The 16,916-nt window shown below is 50.5% G+C and carries 12 protein-coding genes; 2 read left to right on the forward strand and 10 right to left on the reverse strand.

Annotated features, from left to right (window positions below):
* Window positions 1-213: 213 nt before the first annotated feature.
* Together IDH45_RS09990 and IDH45_RS09995 are read right to left on the reverse strand one after the other, a co-directional pair.
* Window positions 214-1,818, reverse strand: coding sequence for an ABC transporter permease (locus IDH45_RS09990; RefSeq protein WP_190927072.1), 1,605 nt, complete (start codon window positions 1,816-1,818; stop codon window positions 214-216).
* Window positions 1,815-2,714: an ABC transporter ATP-binding protein gene (locus IDH45_RS09995; protein WP_190927074.1), complete on the reverse strand. Its 900-nt coding sequence runs from the start codon at window positions 2,712-2,714 to the stop codon at window positions 1,815-1,817. The genes IDH45_RS09990 and IDH45_RS09995 overlap by 4 nt, the downstream gene beginning before the upstream one ends.
* 147 nt (window positions 2,715-2,861) lie before the next feature.
* Between IDH45_RS09995 and IDH45_RS10000 the strand changes: the two genes are divergently transcribed.
* Complete coding sequence (locus IDH45_RS10000) at window positions 2,862-3,458, forward strand: TetR/AcrR family transcriptional regulator (protein ID WP_190927076.1); 597 nt, start codon at window positions 2,862-2,864, stop codon at window positions 3,456-3,458.
* A gap of 160 nt (window positions 3,459-3,618) precedes the next feature.
* Here the strand turns inward: IDH45_RS10000 and IDH45_RS10005 are convergent, their stop codons facing one another.
* The 4 genes from IDH45_RS10005 to IDH45_RS10020 all read right to left on the reverse strand — a co-directional run bounded on the left by IDH45_RS10005 (window position 3,619) and on the right by IDH45_RS10020 (window position 9,899).
* Window positions 3,619-5,076: a sulfatase family protein gene (locus IDH45_RS10005; RefSeq protein ID WP_190927078.1), complete on the reverse strand. Its 1,458-nt coding sequence runs from the start codon at window positions 5,074-5,076 to the stop codon at window positions 3,619-3,621.
* Window positions 5,077-5,159: 83 nt separating this feature from the next.
* Complete coding sequence (locus tag IDH45_RS34620; protein ID WP_190927080.1) at window positions 5,160-7,385, reverse strand: glycosyl hydrolase family 28-related protein; 2,226 nt, start codon at window positions 7,383-7,385, stop codon at window positions 5,160-5,162.
* A 41-nt stretch (window positions 7,386-7,426) separates the two neighbouring features.
* The gene (locus tag IDH45_RS10015) at window positions 7,427-8,347 is read right to left on the reverse strand and encodes a hypothetical protein (RefSeq protein ID WP_223836518.1); all 921 of its coding nucleotides are present in this window, start codon (window positions 8,345-8,347) and stop codon (window positions 7,427-7,429) included.
* 268 nt (window positions 8,348-8,615) lie between these two features.
* Entirely contained in the window at window positions 8,616-9,899 is a 1,284-nt protein-coding gene (locus IDH45_RS10020) for an ABC transporter substrate-binding protein (RefSeq protein ID WP_190927083.1), read from the reverse strand.
* 397 nt (window positions 9,900-10,296) lie between these two features.
* On the opposite strand from IDH45_RS10020, the gene IDH45_RS10025 reads away from it, so the two are divergent.
* Window positions 10,297-11,130 (forward strand): helix-turn-helix domain-containing protein, encoded by an 834-nt coding sequence (locus IDH45_RS10025; RefSeq protein WP_190927085.1) that lies wholly within the window; start codon window positions 10,297-10,299, stop codon window positions 11,128-11,130.
* Window positions 11,131-11,203: 73 nt separating this feature from the next.
* Here IDH45_RS10025 and IDH45_RS10030 read toward each other — a convergent pair whose 3' ends face one another.
* From IDH45_RS10030 to IDH45_RS10045, 4 genes are all read right to left on the reverse strand, one after another.
* Window positions 11,204-12,268, reverse strand: a complete 1,065-nt coding sequence (locus IDH45_RS10030; RefSeq protein WP_190927087.1) for a Gfo/Idh/MocA family protein — start codon at window positions 12,266-12,268, stop codon at window positions 11,204-11,206.
* 17 nt (window positions 12,269-12,285) lie between these two features.
* Window positions 12,286-13,047 (reverse strand): sugar phosphate isomerase/epimerase family protein, encoded by a 762-nt coding sequence (locus tag IDH45_RS10035; protein ID WP_190927088.1) that lies wholly within the window; start codon window positions 13,045-13,047, stop codon window positions 12,286-12,288.
* Between the two features lie 445 nt (window positions 13,048-13,492).
* The gene (locus tag IDH45_RS10040; RefSeq protein ID WP_190927090.1) at window positions 13,493-15,061 is read right to left on the reverse strand and encodes an SAM-dependent methyltransferase; all 1,569 of its coding nucleotides are present in this window, start codon (window positions 15,059-15,061) and stop codon (window positions 13,493-13,495) included.
* Between the two features lie 223 nt (window positions 15,062-15,284).
* Window positions 15,285-16,826, reverse strand: a complete 1,542-nt coding sequence (locus IDH45_RS10045; RefSeq protein ID WP_190927092.1) for a glycine betaine uptake BCCT transporter — start codon at window positions 16,824-16,826, stop codon at window positions 15,285-15,287.
* Between the last annotated feature and the right edge of the window lie 90 nt (window positions 16,827-16,916).

Below are 16,916 nucleotides of genomic sequence, written 5' to 3' on the forward strand. Positions count from 1 at the left end.
GAATAAAAGCCGATTGTTATCGGGATGTTATACCGGTGTAAAGAATATATAAATTCGGTTGCTGTGATCCTACTCAATTATTGTAGACTGCAACCAATGTCATGAACGCGAAGTTCTCTGGTCTTCCGAAATGAATTAGAAAACGGAGTCCCCGCAAACCCACGTGGCTCCGTTTTCGTTATTACCAAATGTACTAAAGAGCTCCTTGTCCAGCTACAACGTCTCCATATCCCGCCTTCTGAACCCGACAAAGCCAGCCGTAATCAGCACGATCGCGATAACGCCAAGCACAAACAACGGCAGGAACGTCACATCTTCAACAGGTGCGCGCGGCACATAGCCATAGGGCGTTACCTGCTTCATCCAGTCCGGCAGTTGAAGCAATCCTCCCATGAATAAGACAACAAACGAATAGATCAGGTATAACCAGTTCACAGTGGTCATCTTCGGGAAACAACCTGTGAATAAAACCGAGATGCCGATCATAACAAGGATGGCCGGATAATACACTGCCGCCGCTCCGTAGATCGTGCCGAAGTTCAAACCGTTCTCCATCGAAGCGTTACCGGCAGACCATAGGCCAAGTACGGCAAGCAAAACCATTACGAACCCGATGACAATCGCAGCAAGCAAGTAACTTCCCAGCAAACTGTCACGAGAGACCGCCCTGCCCAGCAGCGGGTCGATGAGGCCCTTCTTTTCTTCGCCTCGAAGCCTGTTTACAACTAAAATCGGTGGAATCGTTGCTGCAAGCGTCATGACTGTCATGAGGAGCGCAATGAATTGTTCGGTTATCGTTAAACCTTCAGCCTCGCCCAGCATTTTACCCGCCATTTCGTTGTTTCCGAGAAACCCTTCAAGATCGCCGAGAATCGAACCATACGATGCGCCGAGTACATACATCCCGATCGCCCATGCGAACAACCCGGTGCGCTGAAGCCGAAAGACGAGTGCGATCGGGCTCTGCAGAAAGCGGGAGGCGCGCGATCTGCCCGGTCTCGACGGTATAAAGCCTCTGTCCAGGTCCCGGATTGCATGCAGCCCGTTTGCAACGATAAAAAGAAGCAGAGCAAACGCCGTCATCAAGGCCACAACTCCCCAATTGTTGACCGAATATACGCCTGCCTTCGTCACCCATCCGAGCGGAGACAGCCAGGACAGCGTCTCATTGCCGACGTCGCCGGCCGCACGGACCAAGTAAGAAATCAAAAGCACCGCAATGGAATAACCGATCGTGCCGCGGGAATTGTCCGAAAGCTGGGCAAACAGAGCTGCCACTCCCGCGAATACTAGGCCGGTTGCCCCAAGGATCACCCCATACAAAAGCGATCCTTCCAAATCCATACTTTCCACCCCAAGCATAGTCAGACCGATCCCCGTAACTGCCGCAAGCAGCGCAAATATTCCAACCTGTACTACTAACGTTGCGTTCAGCCAGGAAAGGCGGCCAACCGGGAGCGAGCGGACCAGTTCCATACGTCCCTCTTCCTCATCGCCCCTCGTATGACGCGCCACGAGCAGAATAGCCATAAGACCGACAACAAGAGCCGTCAAAAGCAGCATCTGGTGTGCGGTCATAGCCCCAATCGTATAGTTGTCCAGCTCCCCCGGCCCGAGCATCGCCGTCATGGCAGGGTTGGCCATCGACCCGGCCATGACATCTCTTTCCTGCTGGGAACCGTATATCTCGGACAATGCGGGCGGCACTATCAAGGTGAAAAAGGCAATGCCCAGCATCCATAGTGGAACGCGCATTCGATCGAGCCTCACGATAAAACCGATCAATCGGCCCATTCCGGCCAATAACGGATAACTCATGAGCGATAGCCTCCTCCGGTTGCTTCATAGTGGCGAATGAAAATGTCCTCGAGCGTAGGCGGCGAACATTCCAGCTTCACAATGCCGAACTGGCTTAGATGCCGAATAACGTGATCCATCTCTTCTGTATCTATTTGGAAGGACAAAGCGGCGCCATTCGCTTCCAACTCGTAAATACCGTTCAGCCGATCGATCGAGGGAACCGCTTGTTTCGTTTCCACCTTAACGTGTGTGCGGGTCAGGTGACGCATTTCCTGCAAGGTGCCGCTCTCAATGATCTTCCCCTGTCGAATAATTCCAACCTTGTCGCATAGACGTTCCACTTCGGACAAAATGTGGCTGGACAGCAGAACGCTCTTCCCATGCTTCTTCACTTCCATTACGCAATCCTGAAAGACATTTTCCATCAAAGGGTCCAGCCCGGAGGTTGGTTCGTCTAAAATATACAAATCCGAGTCGGAGGAAAATGCCGCGATCAAAGCTACTTTTTGCCTGTTTCCTTTGGAATAGGTCCTGCATTTCTTCGTCGGGTCCAGATCGAATTTCTGAATGAGCTCTTCCCGCTTGCTACTGCTGCATCCTCCTCGCAATTTGATGAACAAATCAATCACTTCGCCGCCAGTCAAATTGGGCCACAGATTCACGTCGCCAGGTACGTAGGCGAGACGCTTGTGGATCTCGACCGCATCATGCCATGCATCCTTCCCAAACAATCGGGCCTCGCCAGAGGTAGCTCGCAATACGCCGAGCAGTACACGAATGGTCGTCGATTTACCCGCGCCGTTCGGGCCAATGAATCCGAATATTTCTCCGCTGTTTACTTCCAGATTCACTCCGTCCAGCGCCGTAAATGCGCCGAATTTCTTGGACAAGTTCCTAACTCGCAACAAAGACATGACCGTGTCCTCCCATTAATGTTTTGAAATATTTTTATTCATATCTTTCATATTATATGATAATACATTCGCTTTCAATCTCTTTTGAACTCTGTTCATTGTTTTATTTCATAACTTAAGATAAACTTGTTGCTGAGGTGAATGGAAATGGACGGATACCAGAGACGCAGAGAGCAGAAAAAAAAGGACATCTTGCGGACAGCCGTCGACCTGTTTTTGACTTACGGCATTCAGAAAGTGTCCATCGCGGAAATTGCCAGCCAGGCCAACGTATCGCAAGTAACGATTTATAACTATTTCGGCAGCAAACATAATCTTGTCGAGGAAATGCTCGTTTATTATCTCGATCAGTTATGGTCGGAATATGAAAAGATGCTGTCCAGTGACTTGCCTTTTATCGAAAAAATTAAAAACATGATGTTTACCAAGATCGATTCGGCAAATCAAGTGCACCCCGACGCCTTTACCCATTTCATGAAAAAGTACGCCGCCGGCGTCCCTTATCTGGAAAAGATGATGCAGGAACAAATATTGCCGCGGCTGATCACATTAATTGATGAAGGCAGACAGGAGGGTTATGTCGATCCCGGATTATCGAACGAATCGGTCCTCGTGTTCATTCAAATGTTCAAGGATTATATGCAAAAAGAAGAGGCCTTTCCGCATCTTCAAAAGATGACGGGAGACCTCACGAAACTGTTTTTTTATGGACTTGTCGGAAGCAAACACAATTTGGAGGAGTGATCGATTGACCTCGCTGGCGCTAAAAGTGCGTCAGCTTCTTCTCATTGTATAGCAGCATCCTTCCTGCGGCTGTAAGTTTGCCCTTGATTTACACCCGAGTCCGCAACCTTTCTTAATTTTCATGCAATAAAAGCCGCTGTTCACGAGTATTTCGTTGACTTTACCAGGTAACCGCCTCTCCGCCTCGGCCCGACACATACCGGTTCTCTTGTTGAACCGTCCAGTCCGTAAAACGAAGCAGTAGACGCAGCTTCACGTCTGCATAGGCGGGATCGTACCATAAATTAATCTCTTCGCCCGGGTCGGCAGCCGTATCGAATAGTTCCCCTTCCTGACGCTGCTCTCCCTCCGGCACATCGTGATACAGATGGAGTTTGTACCGATTATCTCGGAACATCGTGCAGTTCAGCGATGGGGTCCAGTAACTTCCTTGATCGCTGTACCCGGAATTTCGATATTGGGTAACTGCATAATCCCGTCCTGGTTTATTGTCCGCAGCCAAGGGAAGCACGTTGATCGCATCGGGCATCAACTGATCCAGCTCATCCGGACCGAATCCAGCAGCCGCCACTACGGAAGCGGCAATATCGTGGAGCTGGACCAACTGCTGCCTGCGTACGCCGGGAGGAATCGTTCCCGGCATTTTCAACAGAAACGGCACCTTGACGCAAGCATCGTAAAAGTAAGCGCCTTTCGTATAGAGTTGTTTATCCCCCAGCATCTCACCATGATCACTTACAAAAATAACCAATGTTCGATCGTCGAATCCGCATTCCTCCAGCTTACGTAATACCCTTCCAATCTGTTGGTCGAGGAAACCGACGGATGCGTGGTAACCCCGGCAGAGATCATCGGAAATCTCTTTGTCCGCATATCGGCCTACATATTTGCGTTTTTCTCGGTGTACGCCATCCGGAACGTCTGTCAGCCGATCCGTCGCCGGTCCGCCAGCTCCGATTCGGCTGCCGTCGATCGTGTCCAAAGCCTCAAGCGGATAATCGTCGTACGGATCGTGTGGGTCAAATAGGCTCATCATGCAAAAGAACGGTTGCTCGTCCGTTTGCCTTTCCAGAAAATCGATCGTCCGGTCAGCGGCCCAATACGTATGGTGAGCGTCTATCGGAAAATGCTTCAGATTGCGATTTTCTTCCTGCAGTCGAGCCCAAAAATCCGGGTGATGCTCGCGAATCCAAGCCGCATAGGCATTCAGCTCGCTGTCCAAATGCAGAGTCGGATCGTTGCAGAGCTCATAGACGTTGAATCCGTCGTGAGGATGTCTTTGGTTGGCTTCGGTTACTCTTCCGCTTACATGAAGCTTGCCGAACAAAGCCGTTCTGTAGCCTTTTCGTTGCAGCAGCTTCGGAAACAAAACCTGATCTTCAGGCAAATTGTCATGCAGCTTGTAGACGCCATGTCCCGGCAGCGGCTTGCCGGTCATCAGGCTGGCGCGGCTCGGCGTGCAGATTGTTGCGTTGACGCATGCGTTCTCGAATAAGGCCCCTTCTGCTGCAAGCCGGTCCAGTACCGGCGTACGGGCTATACGACCTCCATAGCAGCCTAACGAATCGCACCGCTGCTGATCGGTCATTATGAGTAGTATGTTCGGAGCTTGTGGCATCGTGTCTCCCTTCTCCATTCCGCTTCATGCACTCTGGCGGAGACTGGCAAGATGTTGGCGGAATTTCAAAACGGTTCTCCCGCTCAGAAGCTTAACGCTCCGTATTCGGCCATTACCTGCCTTCGTCCGATATACCTCCAGACGGCGGTGCCGTCGGTAATGGACGTCTCTTCATCCCCGGGAAAACCGCCCGGCCCGGTCGTTCCAGCGGTTACGCAGAAATACGCCTTATCGACCGATATGACCGTCGCCCACACAACATCGCCTTGCGCGTAAGCCGTTGAAGCTTGACGCTGTTGCGCGTCTGCCAGCAAAAAGCCGTCATGAATAGCGATGAGTCCCTCCGAGGTTTTTCCCTCCAAGTTGCCATACGGAAACTTGGTCCCGGACGCAAGCTGCACGCCATCCCCGAGCTGGTCAATGATCGGCGGTCCGTCTCCGCTCGGAAAAGACTTGCCGTTTAATCCGAAATTCCCTTCCAGCTGGAGCAGTATCCGTGCCCGCTTGGCGCTTTTATGATGAAGCTTTTTCATCAGATTCTGTTTCATAATGAGAACATGGATGGTTGACGCTCCGGTTGACGCTCCTTCATAAGCAATATCGTTATCGATGTTGTTGTTCTTGTCATAGATTCGGTTACCGGCTATTACCGTTTTGACCGGCTGACCCGCATTGTTGAACAGATTGATGACACTCGTACCTGCGGACTGCTTCGCTTTCACATAAAACGTGTTGTATTCGATCGTCGTCCATTCAGCGGCGGTCCCTGACAAATCGCCAATATCGATTATGTCCAGCTTCACATCCTGCGTGATGTGAAATTCGTTATGCGATATCAAGCTGTTCCCCGAATTGTTGAAGTTCATATCGAAGACGACATTCATCAGCTTATTGCCCCGAAACGTATAATGCGAGAAATCTCCTACGTTGATGATGCCGGCGCCTTCCTGACCGAGCCACGTCAGCTCATTGCCCGCAAATACGCATTCATCCGAGCCCGGGCGATTGGTAAATCCGGTTCCCTTGTTGACAATGAGGGTGTTACCGCTGCTCGGGTCCCATTTCGAGCCCAAATGAAACACATCGTTGATGTTTTTGGCCGAACCGTCCTCCATACACGTATTGCCGATAAATTTGTTGCCGATCGATGCATAAAAGGTGGCGAGCGATCCGTTCCCGGTATTTTTGACCGTGTTGTTCGCCGCCGTGCAATAAAAGCAGCCTTCGAAATCAATCCCGAGATCGATCCCGCGCTCCACGTAATTCCCAATATCGTTGCACATGTAGCCATTTATTATATACAGCGCATTGGGCTCGTACAAGCGGTTGTTCACACGATTCACATGGCGGCAGCGGCGGTAATGCTGCAAATTGCCGCCTTCGTCGATTACCGCTGAGCCGCCCCAGCCGCTGATCGCTCCCCGGACCGAAGTATTGTCGCGAATAAGACCGTATTCGCAAAACTCGTAACGGAACATTTGCAGAAGAGCCTGCTCCTGGACAACGGTTTCGTTTTCGGCGAACAAAAACGAAGCGTTGAGATCGCCGCCAATCGGCGACAGTCCGGCAGTTACGGCGGGATCGATATCAGGGTTCGTATTGTTCAGGAGCAGTTGCCAATAGTTGCCCCAATATCGGACGGCATGCGTCATGTACTGAAGACCCATATTGTGCGAGGTGCATCTTTGCATCGAAACATGCTTGACGTTCGCACAGTGCCACGCACAGTATGTGTCGAAATAGGAGCCGGGTGAAAGCGTCAGATCGTTGACAAAGTCAAGCCCGTACAGGTGAATATCGGTAGCAAATACGGTAAAGTCCGTCTCGCAATGCGCCGTCGTCAGCAGCGGCACTTTCAATCCCGTGCCGCTAACGATCATACGGGCCGTACCGGGCTCGGCGTACAGCGTGATGCGGGAAGGAAGCTGCAGGGCTGCGGTCAGCCGGTACTCCCCTTTCGGGAAATAGACACCCCCTCCTCCCAAACCGGCCAAAAAATCGATAGCTGCTTGAATAGCCGCACTGTCACTGCTCGTGCCATTTCCCTCCGCTCCAAAATCGAGCACGGATACCCGCTCCCGCAGCTTTTGCGCCACAGTGCGCTCCGGCAACCCTTCCGCATACCGGAACGAGACTTCCTGCGCATCGACAGTTGCGGATGTCCCGTAGACCGATTCGACGACTGAAGCGTTGCCGTTAAATGCTTGCCAGATTCCTCCTGCCGCCAGAGCGGCTCCCGTCGCCCCGAGCGTTGCCACCAGTTTGCGGCGGCTGATCGATGGATTGGCTTCTCCGTCCGACTGATTCATTTGCTAGCCCCCTCGCCTTACTTGCTTCAGAGTAAAATCCACTAGCCCTGCAAATCCGAATGATCCGTCAGCAACTCCCGGAAGCTTCCTACCTCTCCGTACACGATCCGGTTCGAGTCGTGGAACGTATGGGCACCGGCATACGATGCCCGCACCACATACAGGATGTCAGCACCGTCAAACTGCCAGTCTACGTATTGAAAGCCGGTTTTGAGGCGCGACTTTTTGCCTTCTAGCAGATCGTCGACCAGCAGTGTCTTCAGATGGGTCCAGGTTCGCAGATCGGACGAAACGAACAACGACAGCACCTCTCGAAGCACCGGCTTGTCCGGGTCCTTATCCTTATTGGACAATGTGAAATAAAGACCGGTGAGCGGATCACGGCGAATCGTAAACTTGTGGGAACCACCGGGAAATTCGATGAAATCGGCGGATTCAAAGGTAACACGGCTGCCTTCGTCATGAATCCGGACGATCGCCGCCTTATCCCATACCGGCGATGTGGTCAGCCGGAGTACGTTGACGAGGCCCTCCGGAGAGGGAACAATATTACCTTCAAGCCAGCCGGCGCCGCTATCCCCGCCCCAGTCGTCCGGATCGCAAGCCTGATCGTAGGCAAGCTTGTTGCTCATCCGCCAATTGCCCGATTTCAACAAATCCGCATCTGCGTCACAGGAAATGACGAATGCTTTAAACCCTCCGGGCCGCACAGGCGGATCAAAGTCTTCAAAAGCTCGGTACAATCGGCCTTCATGCTCGACAACCGGCGTAGGAGCACCGTGATAGTTGGGTGCATATAACCTCTCGCCGGCGACAAACAGCAGACCGTTATCCCCGTCGGTCGGCTGCGTCCAGGAGCGTCCGCCGTCGCTGCTGCGCATGATAACGATATGGGAAAATTTTTGCGAGGTTCCGAGCAAGTAGACGTCGCCCCGGTGGACAAACAGAGTGGCCCAGTACATACCCTCGATCCTCCGCGTTTCCTGCCAGCTCGTCCCATTGTCCTCCGAACGGTAGACGCTGGATATCCGACATTCGCCACTGAAATCCCCGAAATAATCATGCGAAACAAGTAGCGCTCCGTCAGGCAGCCGGACAATACTTGGGCTGCCAAGATATTCGCCTATAAGTTGGTCCATAAACTTAATTTCGCTTTTCCATTGCATGGCTGTTCCTCCATCACTTCAAATGAAACGCTTTATTATAAAGGCGATGCATCTCAGATGCCGATTATTTGGACGGGGCCTTGTCAAGCTGTTGATTCGCCTTTTCTTCCGCCTCGCGCAATGCCGTATAAATGTCTTTTCCGTTGATCATCTCTTTTTGAGCGGCCACCATTGCGTCGCGTACTACCCCGAGATTTTCTCCGGTATAACCCGGCTTTGCCGGCTTGGTGCCAAAAAACGCTTTCAAGTTTACCGGATTGTTGAATTTCAGATTGCTTCCGAACGCGTCGATAAACGTCTGCCCCTTGACTCCCGGCGCTCTGCCTAGCTTCGAAATCGCCATCTGCACCTCGTCCGACGTCATCACCTCAATAACGCGGAACGCTTCTTCCTTATACTTACTTGTCGAAGTAATCGCCATCGCCTGCGCTTCGTACTGAAGTCCCATTCCCGGCGCCTGCGACCATGTAGGCAAGGTGACCATGTCCCAGTTGAGATCTTTCACTTCTCCTAGCTGAGAAATGAAATTCGTAAATGTCAGCATCGCCAAGCTCCGATCCTTCATAAACATGTTGGTAGCTCCTGCATTGGCAACGATTGCTTCATTGCCCGGCAGCAAGTAAAACCGGTTAATCTGATCGAAGAAGTTTTTCCATGGATCAGTGACGATTTTCGCCTTGCCCGTGGCTCGGTCGACGAAATCAAGCGATAATTGAGAAGCGGACATCGTAAACAGATGCGGCTTCAGGCCGGAGATGAATACCCCATCATCCGTTCTATTGAACCTTTTGGCTACCTCATAGACTTGATCCCAGGTCATGCCGTCGGTCGGATAAGAAACGGCGTAGCGGTCAAACAAATCTTTGTTGTAATAAAGCGCCGCCGTATTCATCGAATACGGTATCGCGTTCAGCTCGTTTTTCGGACTGTTCGCTCGAATATATTGCAGCGCATCGTTCTCGAAACGGTTCAGGTCAATATTATACTGCTTGGCCATCGCTTCCATGTCGTAGGAAATGCCGTACTGGTACAGCTTGTTCATATCAAAGGTCGGCACCAGCAAAATATCGGGAATGGTTTTGCTGGCCGCCCAGTTTTCAAGCTGATTTCCCTGGCCTTGCTTAATCATTTTCACCGTAATGTACGGATACTTGTTTTTGATGGGCTCCTGAATGTAGCGGGCAAACTCCTCGGCCGTCAAATAATTGTCCCCCGGGACAGCGACCGAGATTTCAACCGGCTCTTTTTTCTCCGGCGTTGCCGGTACGTCGGGAGCTTTCGAAGCGGAACAACCGACAAGCGCAACCGGCAGCAATCCCAACATCATCATCTTCCATTTGGTCATCATTCTGAATGTCCTCCCCTAATCTGATCGTTGATCAATACTCCTCATCATCTCCGGTAGCGCCTGACGGACGGGATCTCCTCTTTGCGGAAACCGCTTAACCATCCGCGATATTGGAAAGCACTCCTGCTCAAGTCTTCCCTCCTTGTCGTAGAAGTCGCCTATCCCTTCATGTTGTAATTATAAGAAATATATTGTTGCAGCACCTATACACATCTGATTTGTACATTACCGATTCGGCTACAATTTATGTTGGAACAGCCATTTCGGTATGCGCTGTCAGTTCCGCGGGCATACTCGGCGCTGCATGCAGCTTTTCATATCCATTCGCATCGCGTATAATGCCTGTATGATCCTCATTCACCTTTCCTATACGGCTATCGAATGTGGAGGTTTACAGATGAACGAGTTGAAACTCCAACTATGCGGCTATTCGTATCACACCCAGCCGGCCAAATATTTGGACCATCAGGACGGTCTGCCGCACTATTTGTTCCGGCTTCAAATGGAAGGGTACTGTCAGGCTATGGTCGACGGCGCTTTAACTACAATCCGGCCGGGTGATTTACTGCTTTATATGCCAGGTGACCGGTACGAGCTCGTCATCGGCGCTCAGAAGAGCGAGCTGGGCGAGACCGCTTTGCTTAATGCGGACTATTTTCTTTCGTGCACGGGAGATTGGGTTGACGAATGGTGGAGACGAACTGCCAAAAGCCAAAAGACGAAAATTCACTCCAGTGACAAATTGGTCTCTTTATGGCGCCATCTGGTGCTCGAAAAGCGGAGATTTCGGATGGGCGCCGACAATCTGGAGCTTCTCGGATATTTGCTGCGCGCGCTTTGCTTGTGCATCGATCAAGCCTTGTTGGAAACCACTGCCCCTCACGGACGATCGTTCGCTGCCGTAAGGATGAAAACTTTTATCGAAGAAAACGCGTTATTCGCTTTCAAGGTCGAGCACGTCGCACGTCATGTCAGCTTAAGCGTGTCCCGTTCCATTCACTTGTTCAAAGAATGCTTCGGTCTTTCGATTATGGAATACGCCAAAGAGGTCAGACTTGCTGCTGCGATCGAACGGATCAAGTACAGTACGCTGCCGCTGGAACAAATCGCCGAAGCGTCGGGCTTTGCCAGCTACAGCTTCTTTTACCGGGCGTTTCGGCAAAAATACGGCCTCTCTCCGCTCGAATACCGGAAGCAGGAGTGGGACAGAGCCGGTATTTATCAAAAATAGCCGATGCCCCCGAAGACAGGTTGCAAAAAAGCGACTTGAACGAAAGCCGTTCGAGTCGCTTTGGTTATGCCAGTTATTGTTGAAGCTTAACTTCCTCGCCCGTTTCAGCGGACAAATAAATCGCATTCAATATTTTGATGATGTCCACGCCATCCCCCGGTACCATGATCGGTGAAGCATTGCCGAGCAGACACTCTACGAAATGATGAATGTTCTTCGTATGTTCCTTTCCGCCATTTTCGAGACGGGGAGTGATGTCGCACAACACCTCTTCGATTTCCGTCATCAGTTTCAGGTCCCTTCCCTCCAGACGGCAACCCGACTTCGTGCCGCGAAGCTCCAGAAACTTCAGATCGTCCTCGATGTTCGAAGCCCAGCTGAACTCGATCTGCAGTGTCGCCCCATTGTCGAAGCGGATAAATCCGGTGGCCAAATCCTCAACATCAAATATTCCATTTTCGCATGCTACTCCGAAGCTGCTGTCCTTTGACGCAGCAACCTTATTGTCCGCAAATTTCGTATACGTTGCTCCGCTAACCGCTACCGGCGATGGATTGCCCATCAGCCATACGGCAAGATCAATCATATGGACACCAAGATCGATCAGCGGTCCTCCGCCGGATAACGATTTGGTCGTAAACCAGCCTCCCCTCCCCGGAATGCCTCTTCTTCGGATCCATCCGACGCGCCCGGTGTAGATGTCTCCCATATGCCCGGTTTCGATGTATCGTTTTAAAAATCGGGATGTGGGCATGAAACGGTTATTACGCATGATCATCAATAGGTTGCCGGATAATGCCGCGGCGTCCGCCATTTGCTGCGCTTCTTCAGGAGTCATCGCGTCGGGCTTCTCGCAAAATACATGCAGCCCTTTGTTCAATGCGTATATGGAAATCTCAGCATGATATTTATTCGGCGTGGCGACTCCGACGGCATCCAGCTTCTCTTGCTCAAGCATAACCCGATAATCGGAATACACTTTCGTCACCCCGTATTGTTGAGCCAGCCGTTTCGCTTCGTCCTCTCTGGGATCGCAAAACGCAACAAGCTCGACGTGGGAATGGGACGTCCACCCGGGAGCATGCCCCAGTCTGAAAATTGCGCCTGTTCCAATGATGCCGACTCTGATTTTATTCATGGTATCCTCCCTGTTCGTTATGCGACTCCCATTGCTTGCAAGTTTCTCATACTTATTTCAATGCTTCGCAGAGGAGAATGCCGCTCGCACTTGTCCTGCTCTACGATGTAGTGCTGCACGCCTGCTTCCGCAGCGGCTGCGAAAATGGCCGGATAGTCGATGATGCCCTCGCCAACCTCCGCAAACGTTCCTTCGTCATCATCCGCCATATCCTTAACATGAACCAGCGGGCAGCGTCCTTTGTTAGCTAGTAAATACTGCAGCGGGTCCAATCCGGCTTTTCGAATCCAGTACAGATCCAATTCCGCATGAAGCAAATGAGGTTCCACCTGATTATAGATCCGATCCAGTATGTATTCGCCATGTATCTGCTCAAATTCGAAAGCATGATTGTGATAAGCGAATGTCAGACCTTGCCGGGCGCATTCCGAACCGATCAGCCTGAATTCATCTATCATGGCTTGAAAGTCCGACTCCTCCGTCAAATTGACTATTTTTGCCGAAGGACAAACGAGATAACTGGCGCCGATCTCGAGGCATTGTTCGATTTGCCGGGATAGCTCGCTTCGCAAAAGCGGCAGCGACACATGGGCGGACACAGCACGAAGTCCGGTGTCATCGAGAAGTTTACGGATGTAACCGGCCTCCTTCCCATAGTAGCCGGCGAACTCTAAGGTTTTAAAGCCGATCTCCGCAACTTGCCGAATCACGCCGTCAAAATCGTCCTTCAGCTCGTTACGTAGGGTGAATAATTGCAGACCGACCGGAATTGGGGTCATCGTAATCGCTCCTTCAGCTCGTTAGTTTTAAGCAGATGCCTAACAAACAGTGTAATCAAGCTGCCACTCGATGCCCATATCATATTCGCCTGCTCTATGAACTATTGTGCTATCATTCTTCGAAAGTGACAGTTGATCAGTTCGTTCCCCTCGCCCCGGATCCAGTTTGTGACAACTCATGACCACAAGAAAAAGAGTAAGCCCGCATCGGACATTTCGATGCGGGCACCTTATATATATGATTGTTTAGAGGATCCGGAACATACAGCACCATAATGACTTTTAGTCGCATTAAGGATAATCACGTCGTCTCAATACTCCGCCTTCTGAACCCGACAAAGCCAGCTGTAATTACGCGATCATGGACTGGTATTCCCGGTACATCATCGACTGGCAGCTCGAACAATCCCTAGAGATTATAGACGATTTTTCAATGGAAATCTCTTTATCCAGCAGATTCATTTAAGGCGTTCAACAGAGCAAGAGCCTCAACATGTTCAGGCTCCAGTACCAGTGCCTTTCGCAAGAACTTCGTAGTCTCTTCAGCCAAACCAAGTTCATAGCTGCATATAGCTAGACAATAGAAGACAGTCGGGACCGACTCTTCTTCATCATTACGTAAAGATAAAGATGTTTCCAAGAACATCTTTGCATCTTCATACATGTCCATCTCGAACAGAAGTAGCCCAGCATCCATAGCTAAATCATAGCGCTGCTTCAACTCGTAGTATGAAGCCCACATAATGTGAATGCTTCTCTGGATATCCAGCCTTTCTTCATCATTCATCTCTGGTAGCAAGTCCGAAAGGTGTTTTGCGCTCTGGATGAAAAACTCCGCATCATATCCACCCAAACGCCAAAAAGCCAGAATTTGCTGTATTCCCATTGTGTCGAGCCGCCGGTCTACCCATTCCTTCATACTAAAAAATTCATCCGGCCCAAAACGTTCGATAAATCGCCGGTAAGCCAATCTAGTGTTGGCATAACACATTGGCGATTCCATCATGAATATACATCCGACATTTAAATTTTTATAATGATGCGTGGTGAAGAGTGACTTTGCACCCTTTTGCTCATACTCATATTGAATCGCATGATAGTTTACCGTTAATGAAAAACTACCATGATGAATGAACTGGGGTGGCTCCGCAAATTTCCAGTTCTCCAGCCGGTGATCGCCCTTATCGGCTGTGATCAGAAGAAAGCCTGCTTGAGACAGCTGATTCAGCCGATCCAAGCATGTCAATCCTGCCATTGGAAACAGGATATACGAATCCTCAAGCTCATGCATATAAAGCTTGAGCAGATTGTGATATTGGTAATTTTCTTCTTCATATTCAATCGCTCTGCGACGCTCGTATTTCAATGTCATTTTTTCCATTACTTCTGACAGCTTTAGTTGCTTGGAATTGTTCGGAAGCTCGACTAAAACATCGCATTCAAATATTTTACCGTCATCCACATGAATTAGCTCTTGCGGAATACTGTCAAAAAAATAATTTGCTACAATCAGCAGCGGCTGCTTCAGATCACCCGGCCGGATGCTTGCTTGAGAAACGACCAAATTTAACTCCGTGTCGTGCACGGCATCAAATACTGCGAAATCCAGCAGTCCCTCTCGAATAAAAGATTGCATTGCAGGGTGTTTTTCCCAAATCTTAACATTTTTTAAAACCAGATCGGTCATAACATAACGAAAAGGAGGCAGAGCAATACCCGCGTAATCTCTCAGTTTACACAGTTCATGTAATACATGAAATGCAAGACGGCCAGCTCCCGCACCCAGTTCTAGGATGATAACGGGATCAGAATTTTCTCCCCTATCAGACTGGTCTTGAAGAAATCCGAATATCATTTCTGCGTATGCTGTTGCAATCATGGGATTGCTTGTTATATATTGCGGAACCTGGTCATTACTCCAAGCGTTTAGTCCTTGTTCTTCAAAATAATTGCGCTGTAAATCCCAGAGGGGTGATTCGCTGAAGCGAAATCTTTGTTGTCCATTCTCTCCCATTCGTAATAAACCTGCTTTCTGGCATCATTTGCGACAGTCTTTTATCACAAAGGATGTTACTACAACATCCGGCAGCCACCAAAGAAATGTCTTTTGAATCGTACCACAAGAGTCCCTTATACTGCAGCCCAGGCCGAAAAAATGGTCGTGGTCGGTCGTTAATACGTCTATCGTTTTGTGATCATTCCCACCTAGCTCTAGCTTGACGTGCGCATGAAACGGATTATTCGGGCACCGGCTCATCCTCCGCCAGAAGCCGTTTCAACCGGCGTCTGAGCCGTTTTTCCTCAGCCCGTCGTATTTTATCCTCTTCCCTCAGCGATTTCAGCAGCGAAACGCACATGCCGAGCAAAATAGCCGCAAAAGGCAGTGCCGCCGCGATCGAAGCCGTTTGCAGACCGCTGAGTCCCCCGCTTAGAAGCAACACAACGGCGATGGACGATTGCAGCACGCCCCATGTGATTTTGATGCCGGTTCCCGGGTTCAGATTCCCTTTCGAGGTAAACATGCCGAGAACAAAGGTCGCCGAATCGGCGGAAGTGATAAAAAACGTAATAATGAGCAGCGTCGCAATCGAGACAATCACCGTACCGAGCGGCAGCTGCTTCAGTGCTACAAATAGCGCCGTCGTCATATCCTGCTTGACGGAATCGGCCAACTCCAGCCTGTCAAACAACTCCAGATGCAAGCCCGTGCCTCCGAACACGGAAAACCAGATAAAACCGAAGGCGCTCGGTACCAGCAGCACACCGAGTATAAACTCTTTAATCGTCCTGCCTTTCGATACGCGAGCGATAAAACTGCCTACGAAAGGAGCCCAGGCAATCCACCAGGCCCAATAAAACAGCGTCCATTCTCCGACCCAGGTACCCTTGGAGAACGGTGTCAGCCTGAGACTCATATTGATCACATTTTGCAAATAGCTGCCCAGCGTCGTAGTTAACGTATCGAAGATAAACGCGGAAGGACCGGTGACCCATACAAAAAGCATCAGGACAACCGCAACGATTAGGTTGGAATTGCTGAGCGTCTTAATCCCCCGGTCCAGGCCGGTCGTTGCCGATACCAGGAACAGAACCGTTACGACCGCTATAATTGAAATCTGGACGGTGACGGTATTCGGCAATCCGAACAGGAACCTCAAGCCTCCGTTGATTTGCAAGGCTCCAAGCCCTAGTGAGGTCGCAACACCGAAAACGGTCGCGATGACGGCCAGCATATCGATTGCCTGCCCGGCGATTCCCTTGACGGCTTTCTCTCCAAGCAGAGGAACAAACGTGGAGCTGATCAGGCCTTTATATCCTTTACGAAACTGAAAATAAGCGAGCGTCAAAGCGATAACCGTATATACAGCCCAAGGATGCAGTCCCCAGTGAAAAAACGAATATCGCATTGCCAGCCGCGCCGCCTCCGTTGTACGGCCTGCGACCCCTTCGGGCGGAGTCAAGTAATGGGACAACGGTTCGGCCACTCCCCAGAAGATCAGTCCGATTCCCATCCCGGCGCTGAACAGCATCGCGAACCAAGAGATCAGCGAATATTCCGGTTCATCGTCATCGTCTCCAAGACGGATGTTTCCGAATTTGCTAAACGCCAAATAAAGCGAAAACACAAGAAAAAATAACGTTGCCATCAAGTAAAACCAGCCGAAATTTTGAATCGAAAACTGATAGGCCTGATTGGCGAATGCCGCCAGCTGTTCCGGAGCAGCCGTTCCCCAGACGGCAAACAATACGATGACGATGATTGTTGCAACGAAGACCACACGTGTCCCTCCATTCTCTGGGAGTTATACCCGCAGGTCTTCATTATGTGCGTGCCGCCTGTCCGTTATGCAGCCCGACTTGCATTGTCC

The organism is Paenibacillus oceani, from assembly GCF_014705615.1.
GTDB classification, from domain to species: Bacteria; Bacillota; Bacilli; order Paenibacillales; family NBRC-103111; genus Paenibacillus_AB; species Paenibacillus_AB oceani.